Source organism: Streptomyces sp. WMMC940 (genome assembly GCF_027460265.1).
In the GTDB taxonomy this organism is placed as follows: Bacteria; Actinomycetota; Actinomycetes; order Streptomycetales; family Streptomycetaceae; genus Streptomyces.
The window spans coordinates 967,255-989,305 of the sequence record NZ_JAPZBC010000001.1 but is presented as its reverse complement, the minus strand read 5'-3'; the positions used below and the strand labels follow the sequence as shown (position 1 = coordinate 989,305).

The following is a 22,051-nucleotide window of genomic DNA, read 5'->3' as shown; positions in this document are numbered from 1 at the left end:
TCATGGAAGGCACGGCACTCCTTCTCGGCGTGATCGTCGCGCTCCTGGCGGTCTTCACCGTCGTCCGCGCGGTGCGCGTCGTCCCCCAGGCGCGAGCGCGCAACGTCGAGCGGCTCGGCCGCTACCACCGCACGCTGCAGCCGGGACTCAACGTCGTCATCCCCTACGTCGACCGGGTCCACCCGGTGATCGACCTCCGCGAACAGGTCGTCTCCTTCCGGCCGCAGCCCGTCATCACGGAGGACAACCTGGTCGTGGAGATCGACACCGTCGTGTACTTCCAGGTGACCGATCCACGTGCCGCCGCCTACGAGATCGCGAACTATCTGCAGGCCGTCGAGCAGCTCACCGTCACCACCCTGCGCAACGTCGTGGGGTCGATGGACCTGGAGAAGACCCTCACCTCGCGGGACACCATCAACAACCAGTTGCGCGGTGTACTGGACGAGGCCACCGGGAAGTGGGGGCTGAGGGTCAACCGCGTGGAGATCAAGGCCATCGACCCCCCGCAGTCCATCAAGGACGCGATGGAGAAGCAGATGCGGGCCGAGCGGGACAAGCGGGCCGCGATCCTCGGGGCCGAAGGGCAGCGCCAGGCCCAGATCCTCACCGCGGAGGGCGAGAAGCAGTCCGCCGTCCTCCGGGCGGAGGGCAACCGCACCGCCGAGATCCTGAAGGCCGAGGGCCAGTCCCGGGCCATCGACGAGGTGTTCCAGGCCGTGCACCGCAACGACCCGGACCCCAAACTGCTCGCCTACCAGTACCTGCAGGTACTGCCCCAGCTCGCCCAGGGACCCGGCAGTACGTTCTGGGTCATTCCCGGTGAGGTCACCTCCGCGCTCCAGGGCGTGTCCCGCGCGTTCGGCGAGGTACTGCCCCGATCCCCGGCGACCCGGGAGGAATCCTCCGACGGCGCGGCCGACCGGAAGGCCGCCGACGATGCGGCGCGGGCGGCGGAGGCCGCGGCGGAGGCCGTCGCCGACGCGGTCCAGGCCGACGGCGGCACCTCACGGCCCTGACCGCGCCTGGCTCCCTCCGACCGTCAGCGGGTGAGGAGTCGTGCCGCACGGGCGACGACGGCGGAGCGCGCCGCGGCTGCGGGCCGGCCCCGCCGAAGGCGTACGCTTCCAACACCGGCCGGTCCACGTCGTGTTCCTCGCCGAACGGGAGGGCATCACTCACCGCATGCAGGGAGGAGCGGCCACCGGACTCCACCCGCCTGAGTCCACCCACCGCTGACCGGCGCGCCGGCCCCGGACGCGCGCTCCGCGCGGCGGTCCGTCCGTCCACCCCCCCCATCTCGCCCATAAGGCCGGTACACATGAGTACGGACCACCGCCACCTCCTCGTCATCGGCATCGGCGCCGGTGATCCGGACCATCTGACGCTCGCCGGGCTGAAGGCCATGCGCCGCGCCGACGTGTTCTTCCTCCTCGGGAAGGGGCCGGAGAAGTCCTCGCTCACCGATCTGCGGCGCCGGATGCTCGACGAGCACGCCCGTACGCCGTACCGCGTCGTCGAAGCGGACGACCCGTGGCGCGACCGGACGCCGGGCGGCCGAAGCGAGTACACGGCGGCGGTCCACGACTGGCGCGGCCGGCGCGCCGACGTCTACGAGCGCCTGATCCGGGACGAGTTGGCCCCGGGACGGACCGGAGCCTTCCTGGTGTGGGGCGATCCCGCCCTGTACGACAGCACCCTGGGCATCCTGTCGGAGATCGAGGCGCGGGGCACGGTCGCCTTCGACACCGAGGTCGTCCCGGGGGTCAGCAGTGTGTCCGCCCTGGCCGCGCGGCACCGCACCACGCTCAACCGGGTCGGCCGTCCGGTCCGCATCACTCCCGCGCGCAGACTGCGCGAGGTGGGTCTCGGCGACGACGGCGACGTCGTCGTGATGCTCGACGCCCAGGAGTCGTTCACCGACGTCGAGCGCGACGACGTGTGGATCTACTGGGGCGCCTACCTCGGAACGCCCGACGAACTCCTCGTGTCCGGCCGTCTGTCGGACGTCGCCGGGCGCATCCAGCGGCTTCGTGCCGAGGCGCGCGCGCGGCACGGCTGGATCATGGACACCTACCTCCTGCGCGTCGTCGACGAAGCGGTGGACGGCGGCGACGGTCGGTCCGCTCCCGCGGCCCCCGGAGCGGACGCCTCCTCGGCCCGGACGCCGTCCGTGCCCGACGCGGCGCGAAGGGGGGAGGGGGACGAGGAGGCGGTTCCCGTGCTGCGGGTGGCCGATGCCGACGCCGCACTCTCCTGGTACCGGCGGCTCGGGTTCGTGAAGCAGTGGGAGCACCGGTTCGAACCGGGGCTCCCGGCCTTCGTCGAGATCGCGAGGGGCCCGCTGAAGCTGTTCCTCTCGGAGCACGCCGGCGACGCCCGCCCCGGCACGCTGGTGTATCTGCGGGTACGGGACGTCGACGCCGTCGCTGACGAGTTCGGCGTGCCGGTGACCACCGCTCCATGGGCGCGCGAGGTGGAGCTCCGCGATCCTGACGGCAACCGGCTCCGGGTGGGCACGCCGGCGGAGTGAGCGCCGGCCGGGGTGGACCGGCCGGCCGCCGGCGGAGATGTGTGAGGTGAGTCATACGTCGGGCCCGGAACTCCACCTCTCACACGTACGACATCTGGACCGTACGGCGAACCGGGCCGAACGGAGGATCGGGCCGAACGCAGGATCGGAGCGTCGCCGACCGGCGTGGAGCCGCATCGTGGTCGAGCCGGACCGGCGTCCAGCCGAGCCGGGGAAGCCGGACCCGAGCCGGTGCGCCGCACGCAGGTTGCCCGGACGTAGCGGGCGACCGGACCGTACGCACGTGACGAGGGAGAGCTCGGCCATGGACGATTCCCGACGAGCGGCGCCCGGCCCCACCTCGGTGCTCTCGACGCTCCGCAAGGTGGCGCCGCCGCCCGCGCTGTGCGGCTTCCTGCTGCTGCTCGCCGTTGTCTTCGCGGGTTCCTACTCGGTCGGGTCCCTCGTGGGGCCCGTGGCGCCGGGTATGCACTCCACCCCGTCCGGCGGGGCGGTGGAGGACGACGGCACCGGCCACGGCCACGGCCACGGAGGCCGCGACTGATGGGCGCCGGAGCGGGGACGCTCGTCACCACCGACCTGAGCGTGGGGGGAATGACCTGCGCGGCGTGTCGAGAAGCGGCTCGGCAGACTCGACGGCGTCACGGCCACCGTGAATGTCCTGACAGCCCGTCACCGGTCGCGGAGCAGCAGTAGCACACGGGCGCAGCTCCCCCCGGGGCGGTGACGGGGCGGCCCCTCGTCCAGCACGGCCCGCGGCCGACCGCGGCCGTCCCACCCGTCGCGGCGGTCCCACCCGTCACGGGGCTCCGGGCACCCCGGCGGGCAGGCCGTACGACGCGGAGCCGGAACGAGGGCGACACGCGGGCCGGAGCGCCGTCCGTGCCGAGGCGGCCCGGCCGAAGCCCGAACGGTCCCCGGCCCTCCCCGGCTCCCCTCCCTCCGCCGCCGCGGGCGGGTCGCCTTCCCCGTGGGCCGTGCATGTGTCGGTCCCCCAGGGGGTGGCCGCGAGTCCGGCCCTGCGGGCCGTGCACGCCGGGCTGCCGCCGGTCGCGTCCACCCGGGACCTCGCGCCCGCGGTGCGCCGGACGGCGGGTGCGCCGCGGCGGCGAGCGCGGCGGTCGGCCCGGACGTCAACTCCCCGTGGTATTCGTCGATACGGACGCATTCCGACTCCCGCAACCGTGTTCCGGATCACCTGGTTCGGTCTGAGTCGGTGCCCGGGGTCCGGTGCGTACCCATGCACGACGACGAACGTCAGGATGCGAGGATGAGGCGCCATGACTGCTGGGTGGTGTTCTCGCACGGTACGGGCCGCGGTGTTCGCGGCCGTGTGCGTGCTGCTCGCCGCCCTCGGTCACGTGATGATGTCCGGGGAGCCCATGCCCTGGTGGACGCCGGCCGGCGGGTTCGTCGCAACAGGCGCACTGGGCTGGGGGCTGGCGGGCCGTGAGCGGGGACTGCCGTCGGTCGTGGCCGTGGTGGTCGCCGTCCAGACGGCACTGCACACGGTCTTCTCCCTCGCGCAGTCCGGGACCGGCGCCGCAGACCACACCGCGCGTGCAGCCGCGCCCGTCCACCAGGGGCACCACCACACGGGATCCAGCGGTATGGGGCAGGCCCATACAGACGCCACACACGGTATGGCGATGGGGCATGGGCACGGCGCATCCCTCGAATCTGCAGGGCACATGGGGTCGGCGCATACGCCCCTCATGGGCGACATGATCGACATGGACCGTACAAGTCACCTGCATCATCTGGATGTGCTGTCCGGAGACTCCTCGTCCTGGGGCATGCTCGCCGCCCACCTGCTGGCGGCGCTGCTGACGGGCCTGTGGCTCGCCTACGGGGAGCGGGCCGCGTTCCGCATCCTCCGCGCCGTCGCCGGATGGCTGACCGCGCCGCTGCGGCTGCTGCTCGCATTGCCCGCTCCGCCGCGCCGTCCGCGGCTGCGCGGCCGCCGCCGCCCTTCCCGTGCGTCGCGGCTCCTTCCGCTGGTCTACGCCATCGTCTCCCGAGGGCCGCCCGTGGGGTCCGCTGTCGCCTGACGACAGCCGGAATCCCGAGGTGGCCCAAGTGCCCCTCGGGCACGGCCGTACCCGGCGCGCGGTGGGACACCACCCCGGCGCCGTACGGCCGCACCCCCACACACCGGGTGGCGGACCCTGCGGCCTCGGGCCCCGGTCCCGGTCCCGGACGACCCGAGAAGGACAACTGGTGATCTCTTCTTCCCTGCCCGCTTCATGCGACGCGACGGAGAAGGCGCCATCGGCCGACGAGTCGATCACCTCCTGGGCGCTCGCCGCCCGCACCGGTGACGCCGACGCCGGGGAGCGTTTCGTCCGAGCCCTGCACCGCGACGTCCTGCGCTACGTCGCCCATCTGTGCGGCGATCCCCAGTCGGCCGACGACCTCGCCCAGGACACGTTCCTGCGTGCGCTCGGAAGCCTGCACCGGTTCGAAGGACGGTGCTCGGCCCGTGCCTGGCTCCTGTCCATCGCCCGCCGCGCGGTGATCGACAGCTACCGGTACGCGGCCGCGAGGCCCAGACTGCACGACGCACCGGACTGGCAGCTCGTCGTCGAACGTGCCCAGCCGAGCGATGTGCCCGGCTTCGACGAGGGCGTCGCGCTGCACGAGTTGCTGGCGGGTCTGTCGCAGGAGCGACGGGAGGCGTTCGTCCTCACCCAGATGCTCGGGCTGCCCTACGCGGAGGCGGCCGAGCTGAGCGACTGCCCGGTCGGTACGGTGCGCTCCCGCGTGGCCCGTGCCCGGGCGACGCTCAGGGAGTTGCTGAGCGAGGCGGAGGAGCCGGCCGCGCCCGTGCTGGCGGCCTGACGCGGCTCGGGTGCCGGCGCGTCCTCGCGGTCGCGCCGGCACCCGCGTTCGGCCGGGTCCGGACGTGACGCAGCGGCCCGGCACGGGTGACGCGGAGGCGGCCATGGGGCGTTCGCCGTACAAGCGGGCGTTCGCCGGGACGACGCCACCGACCGGGACGTCGTCGCCCGTCCTGACGGACGTCGGTATGGCGGAGGCGGCCGGACGGCGCTTCACGGCCCTGTCCGGGTGTGTTCGCCAACGGGTGCTGCCGGCCCGGGCGTTCGCCCAGGACCCGGAAATGCCGGTGCCGGACGAACCGACCGACCACCTGGACGTCAGGGATCAGGTGGAACTGCTCGCCCTCCTCCGGGCGCAGCGCTGCACCACTCTGGTGTCGCTGCACGATCTCAACGCTGCCGCATCCGTGTGCGACCGGCTGCACGTCCTGCACTCCGGGACCGTCGTCGCCTCCGTACCGCCTCGTGAGGTGTTCCCCCCGGTTTGCTGATGGCGGACGTGTTCGGAGCCCGGGCCGCCGTGTCGACCACCCGCTCACGGACGATCCGCTCATCGCCTTCGACCGCAGGGCGCCCGCCGCCCGCTGGAGGCCACCACCGCCGGACGGCGGAGGAGCCCGGACGGCACCGGAGGGGCAGGACGTCCGTCCTGCCCCTCCGGTGCGCTTGCGGTCAGGGGATCACGCGGTCACCGGATCGGCGATCCCGTAGCCGGCATCGACGATGGCGGCGCGGAGCCGTTCGTCGTCGAGGCCGGTGCCGTGCACGGTGACGGCGTTCGCGGCCAGGTCGACCACGACCTCGCTCACACCGGCCACTTCGCGGACCTCCTCGGTGATGCTCGCCACGCAGTGCCCGCAGCTCATACCGGTGACGTTGTAGTGCTTCTGGGTCATTCGGACCACTCCTCGGTGCCGGTGAACGCTCTCACCGACGTACGGGTGCGCGGGGGCGGCTGTTCAGCACCGCGGCGAGAGAGACACCTCGCGGCACGAGCGCACCACTCGTTTCATGTGTCACATCAGACGTCGGCCGAGGCGGCCTCCGAGTTCCCCGCCGCCGGATTCGGCGCCCGCCATGCGGGTCTCGGCGGCCCGGGCGGCGGCGGCGGAGTCACGCCCGGCCCGTGCCTGCCGGCCGGGAGGGACGGGCCGGAGCGCAACGAAGAGGGCCCCGGCCGCCCCGGTCATCCGTCGGCGAGCATCTGCGTACGCAGCTTGGCCAGGGTGCCGGCCAGCAGCCGGGAGACGTGCATCTGGGAGATGCCGAGCACGGCGCCTATCCGGGCCTGCGTCATCTCACTGCCGAACCGGAGCTCGAGGATGGTGCGCTCGCGGTCGTCGAGTTCGGCCATGTGGGGCACCAGGGCGCGGATGTCCTCCACGAGCTGCATGCCGGGGTCGTCGATGCCGATCCGGTCCGGCAGCAATCGGCCGCCGGCCAGGGGCGCGTGCTCGTCGTCGCTGTCGGCGTTCGGGGTGTCCAGCGAGCCGGCCCGGTATCCGGCGGCGGCCACCATGCCCTCGACGACCTCGTCCTTCGTACGCCCGAGGTGTGCGGCGAGGTCCTCCACACTGGGATCGCGGTCCAGTTCGGCGACGAGCCGCTCCCTGGCCCTGGCGAGTTCGACGCGCAGTTCCTGGAGCCGGCGCGGCACGTGCACGGCCCAGGACGTGTCGCGGAAGTACCTCATGATCTCGCCCTGGACGTAAGGGATGGCGAAGGAGGTGAAGGCGACCGCCCGGCTGAGGTCGAACCGGTCGATGGCCTTGATCAGCCCGACCGTCCCGACCTGCACGATGTCCTCCATCTCCCCCTCGCCACGGTTGCGGAAGCGGTTGGCCACGAACCTGACCAGGGAGAGGTTCATCTCGATCAGGGTGTTGCGGACGTACTGGTGCTCCCGCGTGCCCTCCTCCAACTCGCCCAGCCGCTGGAGGAACAGGCGGGTCAGCTCCCGGGCGTCCTCGGGCGAGATGTCGGTGGCACGGCCGATGCGGGGAAGTCCGGCGAAGCCGCTGCCCCTCGGACCGGGGCCCGGCGCTCCGGCAGGCGGAGCGGGATCCAGGTGGGTGGCGGGCGTCGTCATGAGCTGGCACTCCTCCCGAAGGCACTGGGCTGGCTCCGGGCGCCTTCCCTGTCGGTTGCCGCTCATGCATTGTTGTTCCACGGCAAATGTTTGCGCGCATGTGAATCGTCTTCCGGGAACACGCGAACTGCGACGCACGCCGGAGGACACGGGCGGATCAGGAGTCCCATTAGGCGTTGAGCTCCTCCAGCGTCCTGCCCTTCGTCTCGACGGCGAAGCAGGCGATGACCATGCCCACCACCGCCACGGCCGCGAACTGGGCGAAGACGAGCGTCAGGCTCCCGCCGGCACCCAGGACCGCGCCGACGACGATCGGGCCCAGGATGACGCCCAGTCGGTTCCACAACCCGCCGAAGGCCGCTCCCTTCGCGCGGTTCCGCGTCGGATACAGCTCGGGGGAGTAGAGATAGAGCCCGCAGTTGATGGCGTACACGAAGAACGTCGTACAGGACGCGAAGAGCGCCACCCGGCCGCCGGAGGCGGCTCCGGTCAACGCGAGCGTGGTCAGTGCGAGCGCGCTGCCGGCGAGAGCGGTCACCAGCGCCGGCCGGCGGCCGACCCGGTCGATCAGCAGGGCGACGAGCAGGGTGCCGAGCAGCCCGGTCACATTGCTGAGCAGGGTGTAGCCGAGGGCGGTGGTCAGGTCGAGACCGAAGTTCCCGGTGTAGAGCGACGGCAGCCAGACGGAGATTCCGTGGTTGACGTAGTACGCGACGAACCACAGGGCCGAGACGACCGTCGTGCGCCTCAGGTACCGCCCGGTGAACAGCTCTCCCAGCCTTCCCCGGGCGCTCTCCTCGTCCCTCTCCACGGCGGCGGGCTCGGGCAGCGGCGCCCGGGTGGAACGGACGACCTCCGCCTCGATCGCCGCGATGACCCGCTCGGCCTCCTCCGTCCGTCCACGCGCCAGCAGCCAGCGCGGTGACTCGGCGACGTGGCGGGGCAGCACGGCGGCGAGCAGCACGGGCAGCGCGCCGATCAGGAACATCGCCCGCCAGCCGAGGTTGGGCACGACCCACACGGCGACCAGGGTCGCGACCGCGAGCCCGGCGGGGAAGATCATCTCGTAGAGCAGCACGAACCGACCCCGCTTGTCCGACCGTGCGATCTCGTTGATGTAGGTGGCGGCGACCGGGACGACACCTCCGATGCCCAGGCCCTGGGCGAAGCGGAAGAGCGCGAAGAGCTCGATTCCCGTGGACAGGGCGACGGCGAGGCCGGCGAGCGCGGTGACGGCGACCCCCACCGCGACCGTTCGCACCCGGCCGATGACGTCCCCCGCCCATCCGGCGACCAGAGCACCGAAGAGCATGCCGACGGAGCCGGCGGTCACGGCCAAGGTGGCCTGCCCTGTCGTGAGATGCCATTCCTTCATGAGGACGGGGAGCGCGGAGGCGGCGAGCAGTTGGTCGAAAGCCTCGAAGAACGTGACGGCGCCGATCAGGAAACGGACCTTGACGTGCCAGCGGGAGTGCGGCAGACGTTCGAGGCGTGCCGCTATGGATCCCACGGCGGGCCGTCCGGCCACAGTCGTCATGAGTGCCCTCCCTCGGAACGCGGACCGGTCCGGGAGCGGTACGGCCCACGCGCGGATACGGATACCGGTGCCGGCAAGGGACATTACTGGGCGGTGGCGGTCGGCGCCGAGGGTGAGACACCGTCACCGACGGAGGTGATCGACGACGGGGCGGCGGGGCGTGGGGTGCCGGACGGGACACGCGGACCACCGCCGGTCGCCCGAGCGCGCTCAGAGCCTGACGACCCCTTCGAAGAGCACCAGGACGCCGATGGCGGCGATCACCACCGCCATCACTCCGGCGGCCCGGCTCTCCAGCCACCGTCTGACCCTCAGCAACGGGATGAGGACCCGTTCGCCCATGAGCAGATGGAGCAGCACGGGCAGGGCCACGGTGCTGGCGGCGCACACGGTGAACACCGCGAGGGCCGTCACCCCGCTCGTGGTGGCGGCCCCGGCCGCACCGACCGTGAGACCGGCGGCGGCGGACAGCAACAGGATCTTCGGGTTGGCCAGCGACAGCAGCAGCCCGAGCCGGAACGCCCTGGACGGGCTCGCGTCGGCGAGGAGCCGCATCCAGCCCGGTGCGGGCCTGCCGTGTCTGGTCAGCCATTGGCGTAGGCCGAAAAGGATCAGGAGCGAGCCGAGTACGACTCTGGCCCAGGCGACCCAGCCGTGGCCCTCCGCCGGACGCTGGACCACGGAGGCCAGCGCGGCGCACGCTCCCGCGGGCACGACGATTCCGATGACCCAGCCGGTCAGGAAGGCGCTGCTGGTGGCCCGGGGCTGCGGGGTGAACTGCATGAAGAGGGCGGGGATGAGGGTGAACGGCGACAGGGCGATCACCACCGCGAAGAACACGACCTCACCGAACGCCACAGGCACCGCCTTCCGCCGCCTTCGTCATACGCGGGTGCACGAACGTCCCAGCGTCCGCGCGGGTGTGACGGCCCGTCCGGGGCCGGGAGGCCGGGCAGGTCACGGACCCGCCCCGAGGATGACACACGGTCCGGCGGATCCCGCGGCAGCGACCTGCGCGGGTGTCCGTGCTGCACCCCGGTCCCGCCGTTCCCGGCCGCTCGTCCCGTACGGCGGTCGCGGTGCGGGCGGCGGCACCGGACGTGATCCAACACGCCGTGTGAGCCGGTCAGGGGACGTGCCGCGCGGGTTTCGCCCCGGGACGGCCGGGCGGTTCGCGATCGTGGTCAGAATGCCGGATGGTCCGACGTCGGGCGTGGTGGCTGAGTGGGAGGAGAGACCGGCATGGGCGGCGAAACCCTGATGCGGCAGATTCTCGACTACGGGAGCCGGGCTGATCCGTATCCCCTGTACGCGGAGCTCCGCAGGACGCCGGTGTCCCGGCAGGAGGACGGCAGCTATGCCGTCAGCACCTATCACGAGCTGCTGGCTCTGCTCCACGATCCGCGCCTCACCTCCACGCACGCGGACCGGGAGGAGGCGTTCGAAGGACAGTTCCCGCCCAGTTTCATCGGTATGGATCCTCCGGAGCACGACCGGGTCCGCGGTCTGGCGATGCGTCAGTTCGGGCCGCCGCACTCGCCGCACCGGATCCAGGACATGCGCGGGGAGATGGAGGCCACCGTGAGGGAGCTGATCGACGCCTTCCCCGCGGGGGGAGAGGTGGATGTGGTCGATGCCTTCGCCTATCCGTTCCCCGTGACCGTCATCTGCCGGCTCCTGGGGGTGCCGCACGAGGACGAGCCGAAGTTCCGCGTCTGGGCCGACAAACTGGTCGCCTCCATCGACCCGCGGCCGGGCGAGGACCCGTCCGTCCAGCTGCGCGAGGGCGCCGCGACCCGACGGGAACTCGCCCTCTACATCAACGACCTCATCGAGAACGGCGGCGGCAGGTCCGACGGCGGCATGCTCTTCCGGCTCGCGGCCGACCACGACGCGGAGGGCGGACCGCTCAGCCGTCTGGAACTCGTGGTCACCGCGGTCCTGCTGCTCATCGCCGGTCACGAGACGACCGTCAACCTGATCACCAACGGCATCCTGACCCTGCTGCGCCGGCCGGACCAGTGGGAGCGGCTGCGCCGGGAGCCGGAGATCGCGCCGCGGCTGGTCGAGGAACTGCTCCGGTTCGAGCCGCCGGTGCAGATCATTCCGCGGCGGGGCGCTCTGACGGACATCGAGATCGGCGGCGTGACGATCCCGGAGGGGGCGGTGGTCGCCCTGGTCCTGGCGTCGGGCAACCGGGACCCGAAGCGTTTCACCGACCCGGACGAGTTCGATCCCGACCGCTCCGACATCGAGCACCTCGGCTTCGGCAGCGGTGTCCACAGCTGCTTCGGCGCACCGCTGGCCCGTCTGGAGGCGCAGATCGCCCTCACCGAACTCGTCCGGCGGCTCGACGACCCCCGCCTCCTCGCCGACCCCCCGCCCTACCGTGGCAGCGCCGTACTGCGCGGACCGAGGCACCTGCCCGTCGCCTTCGACCGCGTCCTGTCCTGACCCCGTCGGGTGTCCACCGGCCCGAGCAGCCGGCGGACGCCGGGCAGTGAGCGGGCGGGGACCCCGGCCGTGGATTCCGTGAACGCGTCAGGCGGCACGGACCGCGGTGCACGGTGGCGGCGTTCGTGCCCTCGTCCGGGCTCCGCCGATCGTGACGGGTGGGGCCCACCGCGAAGCGGGTGTCCGCCGCGTCACCGCAGCGCTCCTCGTCGGCCGTCCGACGGCTCGCGGCAGACGGGCACCCGCGCAACGGCGACGCCCTCCCGGGCCGGGTTGCCGCCCCAGCCCTCCCGAGCGGGCACTTCCTCACCCTTCATCAGGAAGGAGTCGGCGGCGAGTCGGGAGTGGTCGCCGACCGTGGTGCCGTAGTGGACGAAGGCGCCGACGCCGAGGGTCACGCCCGCGCCCAGTGTGGCCTGGTCGGACTTGAAGGCGCCGTCCTCCTGGGAGTGGCACTGGATGACGGTGCCGGCATTGAGGGTGCACTCGTCGCCTATCGTCACGAGGGACCGCTCGATCAGCGAGCATCCGTCGTCGAAGACCCGACGGCCGATGCGGACCCCCAGCAGCCGCCAGACGACGTTCTTGAACGGAGTGCCGTTGAAGAGCTGCATATAGCGGTGGGTCGTCAGTTTCCAGAAGCGTTCGTGACGCCAGAAGGACAGGTCGTAGATCGAGCAGTACAGCGGCTTCAGCGGCTGGACGCGGGTGACGATCCGTTCCACCAGCGCGTAGTAGACGACGGTGAACAGCAGGGTGATCAGGCTCGCCAGCGCGAGCGGCACCAGACCGTGGCTGTGGTACAGGTCCACCGCGGCCATGGCGATGAGGGCGACGACGTAGAAGTGGATCCAGCGCATCAGCAGGTACAGGGACGCCGTGATCGCGTTGTGCCTGTTCTTCGCGCCCAGGCGGCGGCGCAGTTCGTCGCCGGTGGCGAGGTGGTCGAACCGCCGGTCCCGCATGACCGTGCGCGGGATCTCGAAGCTCGGTGAGCCCAGCAGGCCCACGTCCTCCCGGACCGGTCCGTCGATGGGCACCATGACCTTGGTGGCCAGCAGGCAGTTGTCCCCGGCGCGGCTGCGCGCGGGGTAGACGATGTTGTTGCCGAGGAAGCTGCTCGATCCGATGGAGGCGGGGGAGAAGCGGAAGGACGTGCTGGAGAAGTCGGCGTTGATGACCGAGAGGCCGTCGGCGACCATCGTTCCGGTGCCGACCCGGCTCAGGTACGGGCTGTCGTGCTTGACCAGCGAGCCGAAGTTGGACCCCGTCTGCTCGACCCGGCCCAGGTCGTACCCGAGGCCGCGCAGGTAGTGGACGATGGCCGAGCTGTCGCCGAACAGCAGGACGAAGAACCTGACGTTGGTCATCCGTGTGAGGGAGCGCTGGAGGCCGTGGTGGACTCCGAACAGGGGGTAGACCCTGCCCGGCCGGATCACCAGGCGCAGCAGCCGGGGCACGGCGTTCACGGTGAACAGGGCCATCAGAAGCCCGCCGAAGAAGGCCACGAACGAGGCGATCAGCGCATCGAGGTAGAACCCGGGGCTGGTGAAGACCGGCTCGGGAGTCAGCAGGGCGTCCAGCTGCGGCAGTACGGCGAACAGCAGGCCGAGACCGCCCAGCGCCAGGGGCAGGTACACCCCGATCAGCAGGAGGAGCTGCGCCGCCGTGTAGAGCACCTTGCGCAGGCCGCCGCACGGGGCGGACTCGACGGCGCGGAAGTCCGTGGTGGTGGGCTGGGCCGGGGAGCCGTGCCAGGACTCACCCGCCGGCACGTGCTGTCCGCCGTGCAGCGAGGAGGCATGGCCCAGCTGGGCGCTGTCGCCCATCGACGTATCGATGTCGAGGACCGTCTGCTCACTGACCGTCGCTTCGCGCCCGAGGGTGACGGGACCGGTCTCGATCACGCCGTCGTGCGCGCGGTAGCAGGAGAAGAACACGTCCTTGCGGATGACGGTGCCGTCCTCGACCGTGAGCAGGTCGGTGCACACCGGCACGTTGCGGGAGAAGATCGCGACATCGCGGCCGATCCTCGCGCCCAGTGCCCGCAGATACAGCACGTACAGCGGGGTGCCGACGAACAGACGCATCGGGCTGGTGCGGATGAGGGCCTTCACGCACCAGAAGCGCAGATAGCCGAGGCCCCACACGGGGAACCGCCCGGGCCTGAAGCGTCCGATCAGCAGCCACTTGCCGACGACCGAGAGCGCGCACAGGGCAGTGAAGCCCGCACTCGCGAACACGGCCGACCGCAGATACACATCGACGGCCCCCGAGCCGTCCCGGATCCACTCGTACCCGCTCGCCAGGACGAGGGCCAGGACGAAGGACATGCCCAGGAAGAACAGGAGTTGCAGCGTCCCGCACAGCACGTACTGCCACGTACGCGCTCTGGGGGGAGCCTCCGCCGGGCCGGTCTCGACCGTCGTTCCCGCCGTGGGTCGCGCTGTCGCTGCGGACGTCCCCCCGGCGGAGGCACCGGACCGCCCGGGGCCGGCCGTGGCGCCGGGCCCGGCCTCCGGGAGGTCCAGGTCCGCGGCCAGGCCGCGGATGGTCGGATTGCGGTAGACGTCCTTCATCGACACGGTGGGGAGGTCGTCCCGTTTGCGGACGCGTGCGCAGAACTGGGCCATGACGAGGGAGTCGGCGCCGAGGTCGGTGAAGAAGTTGCCGTCGACGGGGACCTGCTCGGTGCGCAGGACGCCCGCCAGCACCTCGGCGAGCCGTGTCTCTACGGGCCTCCCCGTGCCGCCTCCGGCGTCGGCCGGTGCCGCCGCCGACGGGTGCGGGGGGGCCAGTGAGGCCGCCAGGGCCTCCAGCGTGGGGTGCTGGTAGACGTCCTTCATCGACACGGTGGGGAGGTCGTCCCGTTTGCGGACGCGTGCGCAGAACTGGGCCATGACGAGGGAGTCGGCGCCGAGGTCGGTGAAGAAGTTGCCGTCGACGGGGACCTGCTCGGTGCGCAGGACGCCCGCCAGCACCTCGGCGAGCCGTGCCTCGACGGGACTCTCCGCGCCGCCTCCGGCGTCGGCCGGTGTGTCCGTGCGGGGTGTCGGGCCGATTCCGGTGGAGGTGGCGGGTCGTTCGAAGCTGTTGCAGGTCACGACAGTTCCTCCCGGACACGGCGGCCGGCCCCGGCCAGGAGCGCCGTCGCCGTGCGGCGGTCACGGCCGTGCCCGGGAGCGGATGCCTGCGACCCGGGCGTCCCAAGGTCATCGGTCGCCGGGCGGTCGTAAATCCATGAGTTCATGAGTGGTTCACCTGCGGTCGTGCGACCCTGGCTCTGTTTTCCTCGGGGCGCGCATATCGGATTCCTGTCGGAGGCGGTGGTGGCAGGCACCACGTTTTGGGTTTCAATCGCCTCTTGTTCCAGTAGGCACGATCGAACGATTTCTGTCCTGCTACTGGAGCTCGTGGCTTGACACGGGCGGCGGGATGTGAGGGCCCCGTCTGCCGGGCGGAATCGCCTGCCTGCGCGACGTGCGGCCCTACCGGCCGCGTACGGATCCGGCAAGTCCCGAATGGCGGGGGCATGACGTGAGGGCTCCCGCCCGTTTCACTGGTGGCATTCCGAGCCGTCCGGTTCCCGCGGATTTCCGCGGCCGCACCGGGGACCCGTCGGTCGGCGGGGGAGATCCGGCCGACTGCCGGATGGTTGAACCGGCATGTTCCTTGAATTGTGGTGACCAATGGGACACGTATTCGCTCCGGCCGTGCCGTCCGCGACGACCGCGGACGACTCGCCCTTCCGCGCGCCTTCGACGGGCCGGATGGTCGGCCTCGATCTCGCGCGCGGACTGGCGATCCTGGGCATGTTCGCCGCGCACGTGGGTCCCGATCCGTCGGTGGGCGGACCCCTGGGGTGGGTCATGGAGGTGGCCCGCGGCCGGTCGTCCGCCCTGTTCGCGCTGCTGGCCGGCTTCACCCTGGTCCTCCTGACGGGACGCCCCCGGCCGCGCACGGGACGCGGCGGCCGCCAGGCGATCGGCCGCGTCGTGATCCGTGCCGCCCTGCTGATGGTCCTGGGGTACGCACTGGTCCTGCTGGACACCGACGTCGACGTCATCCTGTCCTTCTACGGTCTGCTCCTCGTCCTCGCCCTGCCGCTGTACCGGCTGAGCGCGAGGACGCTCGCGCTCGTCGCGGCCTCGTCCGCCCTCGTCCTGCCGCAGGTGCTGTACGTGCTGAGAGTCGCGGTCGACGGCGGTGACCGGTACGAGGCCGTCGTCGGCCTGGACCCCCTCGCACGGATCACCGGCTCCGACGGTTTCCTGGAACTCTTCGTCACCGGTGAGTACCCGGCCCTGACGTGGTTCCCCTTCATCGTGGCCGGAATGGCGGTGGCCAGGCTCGATCTCTCGCGCCGTGACGTGCTCACGAAGCTGGCCTGCACCGGCGCGGCACTGGCCGTGATCGGCTACGGAGGGTCGTGGCTGGCTCTCCACGCGGTCCCGGGCGCCCAGGCGGGTGTGAGCGCGGCCACGGGCGGGGGCCCCGCCGCCTCGGCGTGGTGGTCCGACGCCGTCGGCGAGGAGTTCGCCTCCGGGCACCCGGCCTGGCTGCTCGTGGCCTCCCCGCACAGCCAGACCACCTGGTCCGTCGTCGGCAACACCGGCGTGGCGCTGGCCGTCCTGGCCGGCTGCTTCCTCGCCGTGCGGTTCGCGGGCCCCCGCGTCCGGCTGCTCGCACCGCTCGCCGCGGTCGGTTCGATCTCCCTGACGGCCTACGTCGCCCATATTTTCGCCATCCGTCTGCTGGGTACGGGCGAGGGTGAGGATTGGGCGGCCCTGCCGGTCCTCCTCGGGTTCGCGGTCGTGGCCATGGCGACGGCCCTCCTGTGGACCCGCTTCTTCCGGCGAGGCCCGCTGGAGTACATGCTGTACAGCGCCACCAAGCCCGCCCGATGGATCGGCTGACCGGGCCGGCCGGGTGCCGTGCCGATCGGAGAAGGAGGTCGGAGCCATGGGTCTGCGACTGACGTTCCTGTGCGCGTCCCCCGTGGAGGGAACCCGCGGTCCGGCGTTCGGGGACGGCCCCCTGGACGGACGTGCCGCGAACGAGAAGGCGGCCCTTCCGCCGTACTCCCAGGCCTTCCGGGCGCCGTCGGCCCGCTGTGCGCAGACCGCCGAGGCCCTCGGTGTGGCGGCGACACCCGAGGAAGCCCTGCGGGACATCGACCACGGCACCTGGAGCGGGCGCACACACGCGGACATCCGGGCGGAGGACCCGCACGGCCTCTCCGCCTGGCTGACGGACCCCGATGCCGCACCGCACGGCGGCGAGTCCGTCGGCCGACTGTGCCGCCGGACCGCCTCCTGGCTGGAGGCCCTGCCGGACGGCGCCGGGCGTGTGCTGGCGATCACCGAGGCGTCCGTCGTCCGGGCGGCGCTGGTCCACGCCCTGTCGGTACCCGCCCGCGTCTTCCCGCACCTGGACGTGCCGCACCGGTCGGCGGTCACCCTGACGAGGTGCGACGGCCTCTGGCACGCCGGAGTCGGCGACCCGGAGGTCCCACGGCAGCGGGCGTCCGCCGACGGCACCACCTCCGCCGGCACGACCGCGTACGCCGCTCGCCGGTAGTCCATGGCGGGCCGCGGTACTCGGGCCGGCTTCGACCTCCGTACCGCCGCGCCCGGCGCCTTCCACGCCCTCGGAGACCGCGCCGTCCGTGAGGCCCTGGACTCCCTGGAGGCCGCCGTCGCCGCCAACGGCCACACCGGCAATCGGCACCACCTGGCCCACCTCCAGGTGGTCCACCCCGACGACATCGCGCGCTTCCGCACCCTGCGCGCCACCGCCGACATCCAGCGGCTGTGGGCGAACGGACCACTCCGGCCACGGTCAGCCCGCGAAGGACTCCGCGTACGCGGCGAAGGCGTACGTGGCGTCGAGGCTGCCCGGCCGGGGCGGGTCGTCGGGGTCCCAGCCCCGGTCGCGGTCGTCCATCACCTGGGTGAGCAGTGGACGCCACCTCGGTTCCAGGTTCCGGCACGCCCACTCGAGGGCACCGCGCTTGGACGCCACCCTCCCCGTGTGCAGCGAGTACAGCACGCGGCAGTAGGTCGTCATCGTGTAGCGCTGGGTCCACGCGAGATCGAAGGACGACCAGGTCCTGATGCCCCGCAGCACCTCGGGCAGATCCGCGCGCATGGCGGCGCGCAGTGCGTCCGGCGGCACCTCGTCCACCAGATCCGCGATGGGCGGGCCGGCGAGCGTGATGCCGTGGTTCCTGAGGATCCAACGAGTGTGAAGGCTGTTGCAGTGGGTGTCCCAGATCAGCTCACGGTGCCCGTGGTCGCAGAACAGCCACGGAACGCCGAGCCCACCGACGTCCCGAAGAGACGCGGTGTCCGCGTACGAGCCCTCGATGTGTTGTGTCCAGAACCCCGGACGGGCCGGGATCCCGTCGTGGAGACGGCGGAGCCCCGTCTCCGCGGCCCCCCGGGGAGGTTCGGTGGTGGCGACGATGAAGTCGCAGTCGCTGTGCGGATCACCGGCACCCAGTGCGAAGGAGCCCTGGACGTAGGCGCCGACGAATGTGTCGCCGAGGATGTCGCGTACCGCGTGGGTGAAGCCGGTCAGGAGCGCATTGAGCTCCGGGAAAGGCGTGAACATGGGGTTCTCCGTGCCCGTTGGAAGGAAGGGACTGACGGGCGCGGCGAGAGTGAGAGGGCCGTCGCCGCGCTCAGGCGCGGCGGACGCGGTTCGCGGAGAAGCAGTGTGAAGTCACGCCGCGGACCGTATCCACCGACGGCCCGGCGGTCAAAGGGATTTCCGAGGCCGAGGCCGGACCCGGAACGGGGACGGAACATGAGCCGGACCCGGACCCGGGACGGAACATGAGCCGGACTCGGACTCGGGCCGGCCGAAGCCGGGCCGGCCGAAACCGGACCCGAAGCCGGACCCGGGACGGAACATGGCCGGCCGAAACCGGAACCGGGACGGAGCCGAGGCCGAGGTCCCGTCCGGAGGCCGCCCGTCCGACCGTTCGCCGCGCCCGGGACACCGCTCACCGCAGCAGGAGGGACGGCCGGAGGAACGACTCTCTCGGAGAAACGGAGGCCGGACGGGCTGCGGCTGGAGACCCACGGCCGGGGTACCCCTAGGGTGATCCCATGTCTGCCAGGTTGAGCTCCACGAGGGCCCGTGCCGCGCTCGGCACTTCGGCGCGGGTGTCGGTCGAGCTGCTGCTCGTTTCCGTGATGTCGGCGGTGGCCCTGTGGCTGCTGGGCCGGATGTGGTCGATCGTCTGGCCCCTCGTCGTGGGCCTCCTCCTCACCACGCTCACCTGGCCCCTGGCTCGGCTCCTGCGCAGGTTCGGGTGGCCCCCCGCCCTCGCCGCCTCGGCCGTGACCGTGCTGTTCCTCCTGGTCGCCGCGGGCGTCGTGGCGCTGATCGCGGTGCCGGTGGCAGCACAGTCCGGCGAACTGTCGGAAGGCGTCGTCCAGGGCATACAGAAGGTGCGCGAGTGGGCCGCCGGACCGCCGCTGAACATCGGCGACGACCAGATCACCGGGGCCTTCGACACCGCGGTGGATCGCATACAGGACAGCGCGGGCAGCATGGCCACCGCCGTGGTCACCGGAGTGGGCACCGTGGTCAACGGTGTCGTCACGGCAGTCCTCGCGCTCTTCCTGATGTTCTTCTTCCTCAAGGACGGCCCCCGGTTCCTGCCGTGGCTCACTCGTCAACTGCCCGGCTCACTGGCCACTCACGTACCGGTCGTGGCCGCGCGCGGCTGGGACACGCTGGGCGCGTTCGTGCGGTCCCAGGCGTTCGTCGGTCTGATCGACGCCGTCTTCATCGGTATCGGTCTGTGGATCCTGGGAGTACCGCTGGTCCTTCCGCTCGCCGTGCTGACCTTCGTGTCCGCGTTCGTGCCGATCGTGGGCGCCCTGTTCGCCGGTCTGGTCGCGGTGCTCATCGCGCTGGTGTCGAACGGACCGACGGACGCGCTGATCGTGCTGGCGATCATCGTCGTGGTCCAGCAGCTCGAGGGCAATGTGTTCCAGCCGATGATCCAGGGCCGGGGTCTCGGCCTTCACGCCGCGGTGATCCTGCTGGCGGTGACGTTGGGTGGCAGCCTGGCGGGCATCGTGGGCAGCCTGCTCGCCGTACCGGTGGCCGCACTGCTCGCGGTGGTCTGGAACTACCTCCGCGAGCAGTGGAGCGACCCGGCCCCGGAGCGGGAACCCGTACCGACGGCGGAACCCGTACCGGCGGCGGATCCCGGGGCGCGGGCGGAACCGGCAACCGACGAGCCGCAGAGCGGCGCCGCCGCCGTCGTGTCGTAACGCCTCCGGCGGCCCGCGTCCGAGTGGGCCGCCGCCACGGGCACCCGCTTCGATCCCGCCCCGAGCCGTTCGGGAGGTACTCCGCGGAGCCGTCACCGCCGTCCTTTCCACTGCCATGACCGAGCTCTGCCAAGGGTCGGGGTCTGCGTCCGTGACGCAGAGCACATCGGTCGAGCGCCGCATTTAATGAGAATCCTGGATGCGTATTTGATAGCGTCCTCGATGTGCGACTCACCAAGTTCACCGACCTGGCCCTCCGGTCCGTCATGCGCCTCGCGGTGTGCGCCGACGACGAGGTGCTCACCACCCGCGAGGTGGCCGAGGCGATGGACGTGCGGCACACCCACGCCGCGAAGGCGATCACCCGCCTGCAGCACCTGGGGGTGGTCGAGGCCCGCCGGGGCCGCGGGGGCGGACTCGTCGTGACCGACTTCGGTCGGCGGGCTTCGGTGGGCTGGCTGGTGCGGGAGCTCGAAGGGGAGGAGGAGGTCGTCAGTTGCGACGATCCGCCCTGTCCGCTGCGCGGGGCCTGCCGGCTGCGGCGGGCGCTGCGTGACGCCCAGGAGGCGTTCTACGCCACGCTCGAGCCGCTGACCGTGGCCGACCTCGTCACCTCGCCCACCGGGCCCGTGCTCGTCGCCCTTGCCGGGCCTCCGTCGCGGTAGCCGCCTCCGTCGGTCCGGTGTCGTCCCGTCGCGACCTCATGGGCTGAGCCGCACGCCTTCTAAAACACGAAGATCGTTTACCTATTTAGGAGTCATCTGTGCTCTCGGAACAGGCCACGCCCGTCGTCCGCGCCACGCTTCCGGTGGTCGGCGGCGCCATCGGGGACATCGCAGAGATCTTCTACCGCAGGCTGTTCGATGCCCGTCCCGCGTTGCTGAGAGACCTGTTCAACCGCGGCAACCAGGCCAACGGGGAACAGCGGAAGGCGCTGGCGGGTTCGATCGCCGCCTTCGCCGGAATGCTGCTGGAGAGGCCGGAGGCCCGACCCGACGCGATGCTGGCGCGGATCGCGAACAAGCACGCCTCGCTCGGGATCACCTCCGACCAGTACAAGATCGTCCACCGCCACCTCCTCGCGGCGATGACCGACGTGCTCGGTGAGGCCCTCACCGACGAGGTCGCCGCCGCCTGGGACGAGGTGTACTGGCTGATGGCGAACGCCCTGATCGCGGTGGAGACGCGGCTCTACCAGGAGGCCGGCGCGGCCGAGGGCGAGGTATGGCGGCACATGGAGATCGCCGAGCGGCGCCAGGAGACGCCCGACGTCGTCTCCTTCCTCATACGTCCCCGCGACGGCCGCCCCGTGGGACCCTTCCGGCCGGGCCAGTACGTGAGCGTCCAGGTCGAACTGGACGACGGCGCCAAGCAGATCCGTCAGTACAGCCTGTCGGCCGCCCCCGGCCGGCCGGACTGGCGGATCAGTGTCAAGCGGGTCCGCGAGGCGGCGGGTCCGGACGGCGAGGTGTCGTCCTGGCTCCACGAGCGCGCGCGGCCGGGCGACGTCCTGACCGTGTCGCTGCCGTTCGGCGACCTCGTCCTGCCGGAGGACGACGGGCCGCTGCTGCTGGCGTCCGCCGGGATCGGGAACACCCCCGTCCTGGCCGTGCTCGACCATCTGGTGTCCACCGGAGCGGGCCGCCGCGTCGTCGCGGTCCACGCCGACCGCACGCCCGCCGACCACGCGCACCGAGAGGAGCAACTCGCCCTGGTGCGAGCGCTGCCGGGCGGCCGGCTCCACCTGTGGTACGAGTCGCCCGGCGACGACGCCCGGGGGGCCGTGGCCGGCCGGGTCGATCTGGGCGGCCTGGAACTCCCGGACGGCCTGACCGCGTATCTGTGCGGTCCGCTGCCCTTCATGCGTGCGGTGCGCGGCGAGCTGCTGCGCCGGGGAGTGCCGGCCGAGAGGATCCACTACGAGGTCTTCGGACCGGACCTCTGGCTGGGCCGGTAGGAGCCGATCTGCGGAACCGGTGTGCGGGGCGGCGGAGCGTCGGCGGCACGGCCGCCCGGCACGGTCCTCGTTCTGCCGCGGACGGTCCTCGCCGTACCGCGCATGCTTCTTGCCGTGCTGCGGACGGTCCTCGCGGTACCACGGGCCGCGGACGGTCCTCGCCGTACCGCGCACGGAGAGGAGTGCTCCGGCCGGCTCGACGGGCATCGTGAGAGCCGTGAACCATCCATGACGGTCACCGGTCGCCGAAGGCACCGTGCGTCACGAGGCGTCGCGAGGTGCCGGCAAGCCCCGCAGCCGTCGCCGGTCGCGGGGAGGGGTCGGCGTCCGAGGAGTCGCATCGTCCG

General features: G+C 71.8%; 17 protein-coding genes and 3 pseudogenes. 14 read left to right on the top strand and 6 right to left on the bottom strand.

Annotated elements, in window-relative coordinates:
• Nucleotides 1-2 precede the first annotated feature (2 nt).
• The 7 genes and pseudogenes from O7595_RS04455 to O7595_RS33805 form a co-directional block, all read left to right on the top strand.
• Complete coding sequence (locus tag O7595_RS04455; protein ID WP_269727415.1) at nucleotides 3-1,019, top strand: SPFH domain-containing protein; 1,017 nt, start codon at nucleotides 3-5, stop codon at nucleotides 1,017-1,019.
• 302 nt (nucleotides 1,020-1,321) lie between these two features.
• Nucleotides 1,322-2,113 (top strand): annotated as a pseudogene (cobF, locus tag O7595_RS04450) (precorrin-6A synthase (deacetylating)); the annotation flags it as partial.
• Nucleotides 2,102-2,533 (top strand): glyoxalase superfamily protein, encoded by a 432-nt coding sequence (locus O7595_RS04445; protein ID WP_443071817.1) that lies wholly within the window; start codon nucleotides 2,102-2,104, stop codon nucleotides 2,531-2,533. The pseudogene cobF and the gene O7595_RS04445, both read left to right, overlap by 12 nt.
• A 304-nt stretch (nucleotides 2,534-2,837) precedes the next feature.
• Nucleotides 2,838-3,077 carry a hypothetical protein gene (locus tag O7595_RS04440; protein ID WP_269727414.1) on the top strand — a complete coding sequence of 80 codons (240 nt, stop codon included), beginning with the start codon at nucleotides 2,838-2,840 and terminating at the stop codon, nucleotides 3,075-3,077.
• Between the two features lie 736 nt (nucleotides 3,078-3,813).
• Nucleotides 3,814-4,584: a hypothetical protein gene (locus O7595_RS04435; protein WP_269727413.1), complete on the top strand. Its 771-nt coding sequence runs from the start codon at nucleotides 3,814-3,816 to the stop codon at nucleotides 4,582-4,584.
• Nucleotides 4,585-4,753: 169 nt separating this feature from the next.
• Nucleotides 4,754-5,374 (top strand): sigma-70 family RNA polymerase sigma factor, encoded by a 621-nt coding sequence (locus tag O7595_RS04430; RefSeq protein ID WP_269727412.1) that lies wholly within the window; start codon nucleotides 4,754-4,756, stop codon nucleotides 5,372-5,374.
• Nucleotides 5,375-5,474: 100 nt separating this feature from the next.
• Nucleotides 5,475-6,084 (top strand): annotated as a pseudogene (locus tag O7595_RS33805) (ABC transporter ATP-binding protein); the annotation flags it as partial.
• On the opposite strand, the gene O7595_RS04420 reads toward O7595_RS33805, so the two are convergent.
• The 4 genes from O7595_RS04420 to O7595_RS04405 form a co-directional block, all read right to left on the bottom strand.
• Nucleotides 6,054-6,269, bottom strand: coding sequence for a heavy-metal-associated domain-containing protein (locus tag O7595_RS04420; RefSeq protein WP_269727410.1), 216 nt, complete (start codon nucleotides 6,267-6,269; stop codon nucleotides 6,054-6,056). The pseudogene O7595_RS33805 and the gene O7595_RS04420 overlap by 31 nt on opposite strands.
• Nucleotides 6,270-6,559: 290 nt before the next feature.
• Nucleotides 6,560-7,462: a SigB/SigF/SigG family RNA polymerase sigma factor gene (locus O7595_RS04415; RefSeq protein ID WP_269727409.1), complete on the bottom strand. Its 903-nt coding sequence runs from the start codon at nucleotides 7,460-7,462 to the stop codon at nucleotides 6,560-6,562.
• A 169-nt stretch (nucleotides 7,463-7,631) separates the two neighbouring features.
• On the bottom strand, nucleotides 7,632-8,999 hold the full coding sequence (locus O7595_RS04410) for an MFS transporter (protein WP_269727408.1): 1,368 nt from the start codon (nucleotides 8,997-8,999) through the stop codon (nucleotides 7,632-7,634).
• Nucleotides 9,000-9,209: 210 nt separating this feature from the next.
• Nucleotides 9,210-9,857 carry a GAP family protein gene (locus O7595_RS04405; RefSeq protein WP_269727407.1) on the bottom strand — a complete coding sequence of 216 codons (648 nt, stop codon included), beginning with the start codon at nucleotides 9,855-9,857 and terminating at the stop codon, nucleotides 9,210-9,212.
• A 384-nt stretch (nucleotides 9,858-10,241) separates the two neighbouring features.
• Here O7595_RS04405 and O7595_RS04400 point away from each other — a divergent pair, with 384 nt between their 5' ends.
• Nucleotides 10,242-11,453: a cytochrome P450 gene (locus O7595_RS04400; RefSeq protein ID WP_269727406.1), complete on the top strand. Its 1,212-nt coding sequence runs from the start codon at nucleotides 10,242-10,244 to the stop codon at nucleotides 11,451-11,453.
• A gap of 191 nt (nucleotides 11,454-11,644) precedes the next feature.
• Here the strand turns inward: O7595_RS04400 and O7595_RS04395 are convergent, their stop codons facing one another.
• Nucleotides 11,645-14,434 (bottom strand): Pls/PosA family non-ribosomal peptide synthetase, encoded by a 2,790-nt coding sequence (locus tag O7595_RS04395; RefSeq protein ID WP_443071816.1) that lies wholly within the window; start codon nucleotides 14,432-14,434, stop codon nucleotides 11,645-11,647.
• A 708-nt stretch (nucleotides 14,435-15,142) separates the two neighbouring features.
• Here O7595_RS04395 and O7595_RS04390 point away from each other — a divergent pair.
• From O7595_RS04390 to O7595_RS04380, 3 genes and pseudogenes are all read left to right on the top strand, one after another.
• Entirely contained in the window at nucleotides 15,143-16,369 is a 1,227-nt protein-coding gene (locus tag O7595_RS04390; RefSeq protein WP_269727404.1) for an acyltransferase family protein, read from the top strand.
• 46 nt (nucleotides 16,370-16,415) lie between these two features.
• Entirely contained in the window at nucleotides 16,416-17,033 is a 618-nt protein-coding gene (locus O7595_RS04385) for a histidine phosphatase family protein (protein WP_269727403.1), read from the top strand.
• Between the two features lie 60 nt (nucleotides 17,034-17,093).
• Nucleotides 17,094-17,273, top strand: a pseudogene (locus tag O7595_RS04380) (amidohydrolase family protein); the annotation flags it as partial.
• A gap of 21 nt (nucleotides 17,274-17,294) precedes the next feature.
• Here O7595_RS04380 and O7595_RS04375 read toward each other — a convergent pair.
• Nucleotides 17,295-18,068, bottom strand: coding sequence for an aminoglycoside adenylyltransferase domain-containing protein (locus O7595_RS04375; RefSeq protein WP_269727402.1), 774 nt, complete (start codon nucleotides 18,066-18,068; stop codon nucleotides 17,295-17,297).
• A gap of 500 nt (nucleotides 18,069-18,568) precedes the next feature.
• On the opposite strand from O7595_RS04375, the gene O7595_RS04370 reads away from it, so the two are divergent.
• The 3 genes from O7595_RS04370 to O7595_RS04360 all read left to right on the top strand — a co-directional run bounded on the left by O7595_RS04370 (nucleotide 18,569) and on the right by O7595_RS04360 (nucleotide 21,704).
• On the top strand, nucleotides 18,569-19,747 hold the full coding sequence (locus O7595_RS04370) for an AI-2E family transporter (protein ID WP_269727401.1): 1,179 nt from the start codon (nucleotides 18,569-18,571) through the stop codon (nucleotides 19,745-19,747).
• Nucleotides 19,748-19,971: 224 nt separating this feature from the next.
• Nucleotides 19,972-20,412 (top strand): RrF2 family transcriptional regulator, encoded by a 441-nt coding sequence (locus tag O7595_RS04365; RefSeq protein WP_269727400.1) that lies wholly within the window; start codon nucleotides 19,972-19,974, stop codon nucleotides 20,410-20,412.
• Between the two features lie 98 nt (nucleotides 20,413-20,510).
• Nucleotides 20,511-21,704 carry a globin domain-containing protein gene (locus tag O7595_RS04360; RefSeq protein WP_269727399.1) on the top strand — a complete coding sequence of 398 codons (1,194 nt, stop codon included), beginning with the start codon at nucleotides 20,511-20,513 and terminating at the stop codon, nucleotides 21,702-21,704.
• The last annotated feature ends 347 nt before the right edge of the window (nucleotides 21,705-22,051 follow it).